7 protein-coding genes are annotated in these 11,336 nt (G+C 57.8%); 2 read left to right on the plus strand and 5 right to left on the minus strand.

Annotation, left to right across the window (positions count from 1 at the left end):
• Window positions 1-21: 21 nt before the first annotated feature.
• The 3 genes from HEP89_RS20585 to HEP89_RS20595 form a co-directional block, all read right to left on the minus strand.
• On the minus strand, window positions 22-2,085 hold the full coding sequence (locus HEP89_RS20585; RefSeq protein WP_168692942.1) for a M13 family metallopeptidase: 2,064 nt from the start codon (window positions 2,083-2,085) through the stop codon (window positions 22-24).
• Between the two features lie 155 nt (window positions 2,086-2,240).
• Window positions 2,241-3,722 (minus strand): protein adenylyltransferase SelO, encoded by a 1,482-nt coding sequence (locus tag HEP89_RS20590; RefSeq protein WP_168692943.1) that lies wholly within the window; start codon window positions 3,720-3,722, stop codon window positions 2,241-2,243.
• A 127-nt stretch (window positions 3,723-3,849) separates the two neighbouring features.
• Window positions 3,850-4,497, minus strand: coding sequence for a TetR/AcrR family transcriptional regulator (locus HEP89_RS20595; RefSeq protein ID WP_022998345.1), 648 nt, complete (start codon window positions 4,495-4,497; stop codon window positions 3,850-3,852).
• Between the two features lie 441 nt (window positions 4,498-4,938).
• Between HEP89_RS20595 and HEP89_RS20600 the strand changes: the two genes are divergently transcribed.
• Both HEP89_RS20600 and HEP89_RS20605 read left to right on the plus strand, forming a co-directional pair.
• The gene (locus HEP89_RS20600; RefSeq protein WP_209014787.1) at window positions 4,939-6,234 is read left to right on the plus strand and encodes an HlyD family secretion protein; all 1,296 of its coding nucleotides are present in this window, start codon (window positions 4,939-4,941) and stop codon (window positions 6,232-6,234) included.
• Window positions 6,235-6,450: 216 nt separating this feature from the next.
• Entirely contained in the window at window positions 6,451-8,007 is a 1,557-nt protein-coding gene (locus HEP89_RS20605) for a DHA2 family efflux MFS transporter permease subunit (protein ID WP_022998347.1), read from the plus strand.
• Window positions 8,008-8,049: 42 nt separating this feature from the next.
• On the opposite strand, the gene HEP89_RS20610 is transcribed toward HEP89_RS20605, so the two are convergent.
• Both HEP89_RS20610 and HEP89_RS20615 read right to left on the minus strand, forming a co-directional pair.
• Window positions 8,050-10,104: a S8 family serine peptidase gene (locus HEP89_RS20610; RefSeq protein ID WP_168692945.1), complete on the minus strand. Its 2,055-nt coding sequence runs from the start codon at window positions 10,102-10,104 to the stop codon at window positions 8,050-8,052.
• Window positions 10,105-10,136: 32 nt separating this feature from the next.
• Window positions 10,137-11,336, minus strand: a 1,200-nt coding sequence (locus HEP89_RS20615; protein WP_168692946.1) for a phosphatase PAP2 family protein, incomplete at its 5' end; no start/stop codon positions are given.

Below are 11,336 nucleotides of genomic sequence, written 5' to 3' on the forward strand. Positions count from 1 at the left end.
TGGAGATTATCCTGCTGAAGTTTACCAGGCTCTTACCCGTTTCTCCGGTGGCAACCACATCGGGTCGCCCTCCTCGATGCCGAAAGTCTCGTAGAACGCATCGACATGTTGTAGGGCCGCAAAAGCTCGGTAAGGGCTAGGAGGATGCCCGTCACCGGCGACAAGCATGCGCAGGAACGGGTCGGAGGCCTTGGCCGTCCAGAACTGGGCCCAGCCGATGAAACAGCGCTTGGCCGGTGACAGGCCATCTATCTCGACATTTTCCTCAGGATGCTCGGCCAGATAATCCATCAGGCTTTCATAGGCGAGCGTGATGCCGCCGACATCGGCCATGTTCTCTCGGACATTCAGCGGGCCGTTGGCGTTAAGGCCAGGCAGCACTTCGAACGCGTTTGCCTGGTCGATCAGTTTCTGGGCCTCGCTGTCGAAGGCCTTTGCATCTGCTTCCGTCCACCAGTCACGAAAGTTGCCTTCCGCATCGTATCGGCGGCCACCACTGTCGAAACCGTGGGTCATTTCGTGGCCGATGACCGCGCCGATCCGGCAGAAGCGCAAGGGAGCGTCCATGTCGTGGCTATAGGCAGGCGGCTGGGTGATGGCCGCATTGACCTCGAAGCCGTTGATGGAAGGCGTGTAGCCGGCATTGATGACGATCGGCAGCGTTGTCTGGGTGTTGAATTCCTCGTGCACGACGGGTTTTTTGATTTTCTCCAGCATGCGGTTCATGGAAAAGGCTCCAAGATTGCGCATGTTTTCTACGGGATCGTCCCCGATCTCGAGTTTGGAATAATCGACCCATTCATCGGGATAGCCGACTTTGTAGTAAAAGGTGTCGACCTTCTTCAGGGCTTCGGCACGAGTATCTTCCGACAACCAATCCCGCGTTTCGACGCGCTCGCGAAACTTCCCGTGAATGCGCTCGACCATCTTGATGACTTCGGCCTTGGTCTCGTCGGAATAGTAGGTTTCCACGAAGAGCTGGCTGGCAGGATGGCCGAGATTCTCTTTCAGCAGGTCGTACATGTGCTCCTGGCGAGGACGGTCCGTTCGTGCACCGGTCAGGACAAGATTGAACTCCTTGGCGGGTTCTTCGAAGGCGGATGTCAGGAATTCCTTGTAGTTTTCGATAACCCGATAAGCCGCATAGGCTTTCAGATCTTCAAGCGGTGTCTCCTTCAGCACTTTTGAGAGTTCAGGCAAAGCCCTTGGTTCAAACATGTAGACTACGTCGGGTTTCTCGAAGCCGACTGTTTCAAGATAGAGATCGAGGTCGAATTCCGGCACCTGTGCCTGGACCTCCTCATAACCAAGTTTGCTATAGCGGTTGCGTGGATCGTTGCCTTCTTCGGGCGTTAGTATCCCTGCATAAAGCGCTGTTTCTATTCGAAGCGTGATGTCGGCGATGCGAGCGGCATCGTCCTCCGGATAACCGGCGACCTTCATGACCTCCGCCACATAGGCACGGTAGGCTGGAATACGCGGGTCGCCTTCCTTGTTGCGCAAGAGTTCGAGATGGTGGTCTTCCACACCGAAGCCGGGACCCGCTGAAAAAATGGCGTAGCGCTTGCTGTCGGCTGGATCTGCACTCGGTGCGAAAATCGCAAACAGGGCAGGTCCGGACATTGCGGCCTGGTCGGCCGCGAACCGGGTAAGGTCGTTCAGGGTTTCCAGGGCTTCGATGGCGTCCAGGTCGCTTTGGATCGGTTCGATGCCTGCAGCGTCCATCGCCTCGACATTCATATAGGCCTTGTAAAAGTCACCAACGAGCTGTGTCGGGCTACCCTTGGGCGCTCCCGCGGAGCTTTCGCTTGCCTTTTCCGCAACAGCCGCAAGCTGCTTGATCAGTCTTTCGCCGATGATCGAAAAAACATCCCAACGTGCCTTGTCCGCTGGCCGGTTCACCCGGTCGAGCCACTTGCCTGAGGCGTAGCGATAAAAATCGGCGGCCGGATCCACAGAGGTATCCATATTCTCGGGCGAGAACTGAAGGTCGTCCGGGGTCAGCGGGGGAAGGCCGTTTTCCTCAGCGAAGGCAGATCCGGAAAGCAGCAAAGTGCTCGTCAGCAGAAGTGGGATAATTTTCATTTCAGCGCCCCCGGGAATGCTTGTTACCCTGCGTAAGAATAGAGTTCCGGCTGCAGATGGCAATCCGATTAGTGCAAGGGTTGTGGCGACGGCGTTCGAGAGTGAAGTGGCACCTGGCGCAATCGGGCCGACTGTGTCGGGCGCACGGTTTGGTCTTACGTTCCGCAGAAGGTTTGATAGGGACCAAACGCCTCCGGGGCAGGAAGGGCATAGCTCTCAAAGCCGGGGCGTTCTTCATACGGAGCTTTTAGAACATCCAGTAACTCGTTGAGCAAAAAATACTCTCCGGTTTCCGCACTCTGGAGTGCCGCTTCCACCTTGTGGTTCCGTGGAATGTAGAGCGGATTGACAAGCTTCATCGCCGTCCTGGTATCTGCAGGCGCTCTGCCTTCGCTTGCGAGGCGTTGCATCCAGCGCTCCAGCCAGCCGTCTATCTGCGTCGGGTCAACAAAAAGCTCGCGCAGTTTTTGCGGGTCGCCGACAGCAGCCTCGCTCAGGTGCCGGAAGAAGAGCGTGTAGTCGACTGATTGTTCCTGCAGGACTGAGAGCATCGTTTCAAACAGGTCCTGATCTTCCGCGGTTTCTTCCACCAGACCCAGTTTTGCACGCATTCCGATCAGCCAGGCTGCGCGGTAGATATCAGGAAAGCGGCCGAGTTCGGCGCTTGCCAGGTCGACTGCCTTGTCCAGATCATCGGGCTGGATCAGGGGCAACAGGGTTTCGGCAAGCCGGGCAAGGTTCCATTGCATGATGACGGGCTGGCGGCCGAACGCGTATCGTCCACCGTGGTCGATGGAGCTGAACACGGCTGCCGGATCATAGGCGTCAATGAAGGCGCAAGGGCCATAGTCGATTGTTTCGCCGGAAATCGTCGTGTTGTCGGTGTTCATGACACCGTGAACGAACCCGACAAGGACCCAATTGGCGACCAGTGCTGCCTGGCGCTCGACTACTCCCCGAAACAGCCGGATATAGCGGTCCGGCTGTCCGGCAAGATCCGGATCGTGGCGGGCAATGGCGTAGTCGGCGAGCTGGCGGACTTTTTCCGTTTCACCGCGTGCCGCAAAATACTGGAAGGTACCGACCCGCAAATGGCTTGCGGCGACACGGGTCAACACTGCGCCCGGTTTCGGACCATCCCGGTAGATGGTTTCTCCGGTGGTTACAGCTGCCAGTGCTCTTGTTGTCGGGATGCCGAGTGCATGCATGGCTTCGCCGAGGATATATTCGCGCAAGACCGGTCCTACGACAGCCTTGCCGTCTCCACCTCGGGAGAAGGGGGTCGGTCCCGACCCTTTCAGCTGAATGTCCTTCCGATTGCCGGTGCTGTCGATGATCTCTCCGAGAAGAAGCGCGCGACCATCCCCCAGCTGTGGCGAGAAGCCACCAAACTGGTGGCCGGCATACACCTGGGCAAGGGGGGAGGCGCCGTCCGGCTGACGGACCCCGGCAAAAATCTCTGCGCCTTCGGATGTTTCCAGAAGGTTGGAATCAAGGCCGAGTTCTTTTGCAAGTTCACGATTGAACACCACAAGCTGCGGCGTTGGCACCTTCGCTCCTTCCCAGGCCACATAAAAGCCGGGCAGGTCCCGTGCGTAGGAATTGTCGAACTGGAAAATGGGCGGTCGGGCGGACATGGAACCTACAGTGTGCGGTGGCAATTGCTTTACCGCTTAATATAGGAAGTTACGCCCGTCTGTCCGCCCCGGTCAGGTCGGAAATCGAATTCATGTGAACTTTGAGGGGGGGAGGCAGCGCGGCCTGTCACGCTGCGTAGGCCGCCAGAAACACCTTCACCGCTGCTGCAACATTGGTTTCGATTTCTTCTTCGCTCGGCTTTGGGCCAGCATTGAGCAGCATGCGCCTTAGAACGCCCGCCACACACAAGTCGAAAAACTGGCCTGCCGCCAGTTCGACATCGCAGTCCTTCAACTCGCCGCGGTCGATCCGCTCCTGGATGAAGGCACCAAGGTCGCGTCGGCCCTGGCATGGACCGGCTTCGTAGAGCAGAACGCCGAACTGAGGGAATTTTTCCGCAGCGCCGACTACCATGCGGAGGGTCGACAATTTTTCCGGGTTCGCCATTTTCTGCAGATAACTGCGGCCGATACGGTGCAGATCGCTTTTCACGTCAGCCCTGCTGACGAGGGCTTCCCGCAGGATTTCCGCCTGGCTGAAACGTTCTTGCAGAATCAGCGCCTCGAACAGCGCTTCCTTGCTGCTGAAGTAGACGTAAAGCGTGCCTTTGGAAACGCCGGCTTCCTTGGCGATAACCTCCATACTGGCGCCATCGAATCCCTTTGCCCGGAAGACTTTTCGTGCTCCGGCAAGAATCTGCCTGCACTTGGCGTTGTCGGTCTTCTGAGCCGGATCTTCGGCTGTCGCCGGTTGTTCCTGTGTTTCGGTTGTCATCGCAATCTCGAATTTCTGCCGTCTTTCAGTAGTTTACCGCTAGTATTCTGTCAAACATACGGTTTTTCTCAAAAAGCATTCCCATAAATGCAAAGGTCAACTGTTCGGCAGGTGGTTGGTCAATCTCAACACTATCGGCCAACAGGGCGAACCATTCAATCTTTCCTGGTCAGACCAGCTGTGTCTGCAAGTCAAAACGCCCCCTAAAAAATATCTTCGACAGGATCCGACTTCCGGACAGGTGATGCGTCTCGCGTCCCCTTCCCAAAGTGTCTTGTTGCCGTCTCGATCAACCAGGTTGTTGAACAGGGGGCTCTTGTGCGTTGCAAAAAATTCGCCGGAACCCTTGCGTTCGCCAAGGGGATGAACATATAAATGCCATTGACCGAACCGTTCAGTCAATGCCTGGGCGGTCAAGAATTTTGGGCAAAGGATACCATCGTGGCACTCAGAGAAGGCCGCAACGAAAGCGGCGCGATCGGTGGTGGGCCGCAGGCTGCGAGCCGCCAGGATCAAGACAACGAGACTTCAGTAGCCTCGAAAAGCGGACAGGCAACACCAACTTCCGCGAAAGACACAAGCGATGACAAAGGCGGGCAGGTGGCAGTTTCGTCTCAGGCACAGGTAACAACCGCAACGACCACCGCAGAAGCGCCTCCACCGAAAAAGAAAGGCAAGGCCAAGCGGGTCTTCACGCTGGTTCTGCTTGCCGGTCTCGGCTTTGGCGGATATGAGGCGTACCATTGGTGGACCGAAGGCAGATTCATTGCCAGCACGGACGACGCCTATGTGACCGCGGATATCACCGTCATCCTTTCCAAGGTGTCCGGTTATGTTGCGTCTGTCGCTGTCGGCGACAATCAACGCGTGAAAGCCGGTGACGTGCTGCTGAAGATCGACGATGGCGACTACAAGCTTGCCGTCCAGTCCGCAAAGGATTCCATCGACAGTGCCCGTGCAACGGTCGATCGTATCGCGACCCAGATTACGGCTGCCAAGGCATCCGTGCTGCAGGCTGAAGCGTCTGTTGCTTCCGCCAAGGCGCAGAAGGACGAAGCTTCCGCGAACTACGATCGTCAAAAAAGACTGGCGGACAACAAGTTTGCCAGCCAGGCAACGCTTGATACTGCCGATGCCTCACTGAAAGGCGCGCAGGCGGATCTGGAGAATGCGCAGGCGGCGGTGACGCTGGCCAAAGCCAATATCGATGTGCTCAACGGCCAGAAGAAAGAAGCCGAACAGGCAGTGGTTGCTGCCAAGACAGCTCTTGAGAAAGCCGAGCGCGACCTCGCCTTTACCATCATTCGGGCACCGGTCGATGGCATCGTCGGCAACAGGGCAGCCCAGGTCGGCTCCCTTCTGCAGCCGGGAAGCCGGATTGCCGCGATCGTGCCGTTGGCCGACACTCACATCGATGCGAATTTCAAGGAAACTCAGCTCGAGGGTATCCAGCCCGGGGCAGAGGTTGAAATTTCCGTCGACGCTTATCCGGACCGGCCGATCAAGGGAACCGTGGAAAGCATTGCTCCTGCGACCGGTTCCGTCTTCAGCCTTCTGCCGGCGGAAAATGCGACAGGCAACTTCACCAAGGTGGTTCAGCGCGTGCCGGTGAAGATCAAGGTTCCGGAAGAAGAAATAACAAGCGGACATTTGCGAGCTGGCATGTCGGTGGTTGTCGAAGTCGACACCAGGACAGGTGGCCAGAAAGACAACGTCGCCCTGTCGGCGCTCCACTAGACCTTCAGGTGCGGATCAAGGGTCCGTATCAAATCAAGTCCTCCCCGCGGCCTCCAACCGCACAAGCCCGGTATCCGCATCTTGCGGATACCGCCCCTTTGAAGAGCAAACCGTCGACAGCAAGACCTGCGCGGATGTTCCAACAGTATCGAATGATCGGCCACAGGCCATTCCGTCTCTTTCGGCTGAATGACCGCCGGTTCAAGGCTAAGTCACATGAGCGAGACGGCACAAAGCGCATCCATCGACGGACGCAAGCTGTTCACCTTCCTCTGCATGGTGTTCGGCATGTTCATGGCGATTCTGGATATCCAGATCGTGTCCGCATCCCTGTCAGAAATCCAGGCCGGGCTTGGAGCTTCCCAGGACGACATTCCCTGGGTGCAGACAAGTTACCTGATAGCGGAAGTCATCATGATCCCGTTGTCCGGATATCTCTCGCGCATGCTGTCGACGCGCTGGATGTTCGCGCTGTCAGCGGCCGGTTTCACAGTGATGAGCCTGATGTGCGCCACTGCCTCCACGATCGAGGAAATGATTGTCTACCGCGCCTTGCAGGGGTTCCTCGGTGGCGGCATGATCCCGACGGTTTTCGCGACGGCTTATCTGATTTTCCCGCGTGAGAAATTCAACGTCATCTCTCCCGTGATCGGTCTTGTTGCAACGCTGGCACCGACCATCGGTCCGACGCTCGGCGGTTATCTCACCGAATTCGGCTCCTGGCACTGGCTGTTCCTGATCAACGTGGTGCCCGGCATCTTCGTTACGCTTGCCGCTGTTACCCTGATCGATTTCGACGAGCCGGATCTGTCTCTGCTTGATCATTTTGACTGGTATGGCTTCGCGGCCATGGCCATCTTCCTCGGTTCTCTGGAATTCGTTCTTGAAGAAGGTTCGGGCGAAGACTGGTTCCAGAGCGGCGAGATCGTTTTCTTTTCCGCAATCACTGTACTGGGAGCTGCGATCTTCTTCTGGCGGGCGTTCACGGCGCGAGAACCCATTGTCGATCTGAGAGCCTTTGCCGACAAGAACTTCGCCATGGGCAGTCTTTTCAGCTTCATCATGGGGGTGGGGCTCTACGGCCTGACGTATCTTTATCCGGTCTATCTGAGCGGCGTTCGCGACTACACCTCGCTGCAGATTGGCGAGACCATGTTCGTGAGCGGTCTTGCCATGTTCCTTACAGCCCCGATTGCCGGGCGGCTGATGTCCGTGCTCGATCCGCGTGTGATGATGGCAATCGGCTTCTCCGGCTTTGCAATCGGCACCTACATGGTGACCGGTATTACGCACGACTGGGATTTCTGGGAGCTGCTGGTTCCGCAGATCCTGCGTGGCTGCTCGCTGATGCTGTGCATGGTACCGATCAACAATATCGCCCTTGGTATGTTGCCGCCGCAGATGATCAAGAACGCATCTGGCCTGTTCAACCTGACCCGGAACCTGGGAGGTGCCGTCGGACTTGCGGTGATCAACACGCTGCTGACCAATCGGCAGGATTTCCATTACGAACGTATTTCCGAAACGGTCAACTGGTCGCGACCCGTCGTCAATGAGACATTGACCAACATGACACATGCGTTTTCGGAACTGGGTCAGAATGCGGAAACAGCGGCCTTGAAGACGTTGTCCGGCATCGTCACCCGCGAAGCGTTCCTGCTTTCCTTCTCGGATATTTTCCTGATCCTGACAGGCTTGTTCCTCGCTCTTGTCGCCGCGCTCTATTTCGTGGAACGACCGAAACCGGCACCTGCCGGTGGTGGCGGTCATTGATTTCAAGATAGTGGATCATCCGGACGAGCACTGCCGTGTCGATCAGGCCTTTCTGTCCGGTCCGAAACGAATTCTTCGTTGCATCCGGCCGCCGCCAATTCGCGTATTGGCTGGTCTTGACGGTGGCGGATGATCGTCAAATGCGGCCTGTGCACTGACGTCACCCTTCGTTGCGGTTTGGCCTTGTGCAAGCCTGTCGGCCATCCATCGGGCAACCTGAGGTGTCGCGACACTGGTTCCGTCGAGAGATACCAGCGATCCGCAGCGTGATCCGGCACTCAATATGCCTCGCAGGACCGGAGTGTCGTCGCTGACCGCGGCTGCATCCGGACCGTTTCTCGTCGGACCGGTTGCATTGAATGCCGTTGTTACCGGGCCCGCGGCAGAATAGCCGGCCAGATCGTTGCGGGTTTCGACATATCCAGCAAGAACGGCGGGAAACTCGCCGCAGGCAAAGCCGCTTATGGTGCCGCTGCGCTTGACCAGGCAATCGGATCCGGGCGGATCGATCGGCAAGGGGGCACCAAAGCTGTCGAAACGCTGATAGTCGTCATTGTCGAAATAGGATTGACGTCCCAATGCCGGGAACCCGGGCAAGGTTTCGTCGCGCCGGATCCAGACCTGAACCCGATCGGTTTCGGTCAGGGCAACATTCTCGATTTCGATTTTCCAGACACCCGAAGGTGCCAAGTCATCCGTGACATCGTGATGAAAGGTCGGGTGAACGCCGACGACAATGCAACCGCGCCAGGTTGGCGCGTGGGGAGGTGTGTAGAGGATCCGGCCGAATTCCACGCTGTCTCCGGAATGGAGGATCGCAGTCTCTCCAGGCACTGTTGAAACCGGCGTACTCCTCGGTCCCACGGGAGGCGTAACGCGCACTCTCACAAGGTTGTCGGGGTTCTCCTTCGGCGGCATCCAGATTTCGACGTAGCTCGCGCTGCGGTCGTCAGGTTGAATGCGCCAGTCGAGGCTTGCGGGCCTGACGTTACCCGTATCCTCATCCGTAAAGGTAATCTCCGCGTGGGTGCGCGCCAGATTGCCGTTCCCGGCAGGAAGAGCCACCTGGATTTCACGCTGGTTGGTCGAGTGAAGCTCGTGATCGATCTTCGCTTCGATCAGACCGGTACCATCGTGCGGTCCTGCAAAATTCCCGAAACTGAAATTGACCACCAGCGGGATCCGCTTGCCGTGATCGGTCTCGAGCCGGTAGCGTTCCGCGTGTATCTTGATGAAGTCGATCGCGCGTCCGAGAGCTGGCAGGATCTGCGCTCCGCTGACATCCATGGTGAGATCGGTTGGGAGCTGCACGCAGATGATGGGGCGCGTGTTGTCCTTCGTGCCGGGTTGGTAACCGGCGGCAAGTCCCATCACATGGGTGCCGTGGGACACTCGCATGGCGGCCGGCTTGAGGCCGGGCCAGCTGTAGTCGATCAATCCGCACTGACTGTAGAAGCGGTTCTCATCGAGGAGCCCGCTGGCCGTGTTCGCGGCAAGCAACCCGTCGATTTCGCTCCTGGCAAGGGCGTGCCCCTGCGGGACGACTAGGGAGCCGGTCCGCGGTTTGGCGTCCATGATCCAGGCAAAGGAAACGCGTGACGCATTTGGGTCGGTTTTCCGGAAAAGTTCATGGCCGAACGCGATGCCGTTGTCGATGACAGCGATAACAACGGAACCATCCTCGACAAATATTTCCGGCAGATTGCCGGGCATGATCTGCGTGCTCGTGTCGAGCTGTCCAACCGGAACGACAGTCCCAAGGATGATGCGTTTTATGCCGAGTTGTCCCGCGTTCCTCGTCGCTTCCTGCAAGAAGATGTCTTTTGCGTAGAGTGAGGGATACAGGATCGCTTCTTTGGCCGCCCGCTCTTGCGCGGTATAGAAATTCGGGATGAGGACTGCGTCCTCAAGCCCGTTGCCACCGCCGATATCCTTGGCCCTGGCGATCAGATCATCGAGTGAGATGTCATCGAGCTCGACGAGGATGTCCCACCAAGTGTCTTCTTCTCCGGATCCGAACTTTGCTGCAACAGCCAGCCGCCAGTTCGTGACCGGATCGATTGAAAATTCATCAAGGGTTCCGTTGGTATCCGACATGACTTGACCTCCGGTTCGACTTTGCTATGCGATCACGAGCCGTCGTCTTCCAAAGGCGAGGCACCATCACCACCATCCTCGAGTGTTCCGCCACCGCTGCTGCCACCGGCACAGGGTTCCCTCAGGTCCAGCCATTCCTGCTTTGCGCGGTTCCACAGCCAGGCCAGCGGCCTGGATTGAATGGTCGTACCGGTGAGGGACGTTGTGGTTTCGTCGGCCCAGGCTCCCGGGTCCTTCTGCGTGTGGGTTGCCGGATCATAGAGCTGTGTCCAGTCGAAATCCCGGCTGTCAGGATACTGGTCGCCGTGGAAAGCCCATCCCTTGATTTCATTGGAACCCTGGCACCGACCCGCGAAATAGGCGCCGAGTGTAAGTCCGAGAATTGCGCCGGCCTCGCTGTCGACCGGAAAATGTACACCTGCGACGGTGCGGTTTACTGCAATGCGCGAGGCCTGACGCATGAACATCTTGCCCCAGATCGTGTCGTCGTAAGGCACGACACCGGCATCCCTCAGGAGGAGCCAAAGGACCCGGGCCAGCGTGAAGGCTTCCGTCGAATGACCGCTTGGCAGGGTGCCATGCGTGGGCGTCAGGATCATCGGCTGGATCTGCGGGGAGAATTCTATCGGACGCTTGCAGGCCAGGGCATACTTGATCCGCATCTCCACCAGGTTGGCGAGACCCTGCGCAGTTGCCAACAGCTCGATCGTATATGGTGTTCGAGCCGGTGCGATGAATGCGATTGACCGCAGAAATTCAACAGGTGTGCTGAGTTGGGCGATAATTTCAGCCGCACGATCCTGCCGCAGGTCTGCATAATTTGCTACAAGATCGAGCTGCTTCTTGAAGATCGCCAGGGTTGGGCGAGACATCCTGGCGAGCATGGCATAAGCCGCGAGTGGCGTATCGGTCCCGTCAGGGTTGCTGGTCACGTTCAGGTGCCATACCTGAGCCGTTCCGGAGCACGTTCCCTCAAACTTGAAGGTGAAGCCGAGCCTCGATACCAGTTCAAGTGTGTAAATGCTTTGCCGGACTTCCGGAGAGAGGCGGCCTAGAAAAGCATCGTATTCCGGGCAGTTCTCCTGGATGGCCGCCGTAACAGTCTGCCAGGTTCCGGCAATGCCATCGTGATTGGTGATCAGCGCGTTCACGATCAGCGGTGAATCGAAGGAAGGGGCGCCGCCAAACCCGCCAAAACCGCCAAATCCCCCGAAACCCCCAAACCCTCCGAA

It is taken from the genome of Labrenzia sp. 5N (assembly GCF_012395805.1).
Taxonomy (GTDB): domain Bacteria; phylum Pseudomonadota; class Alphaproteobacteria; order Rhizobiales; family Stappiaceae; genus Roseibium; species Roseibium algicola.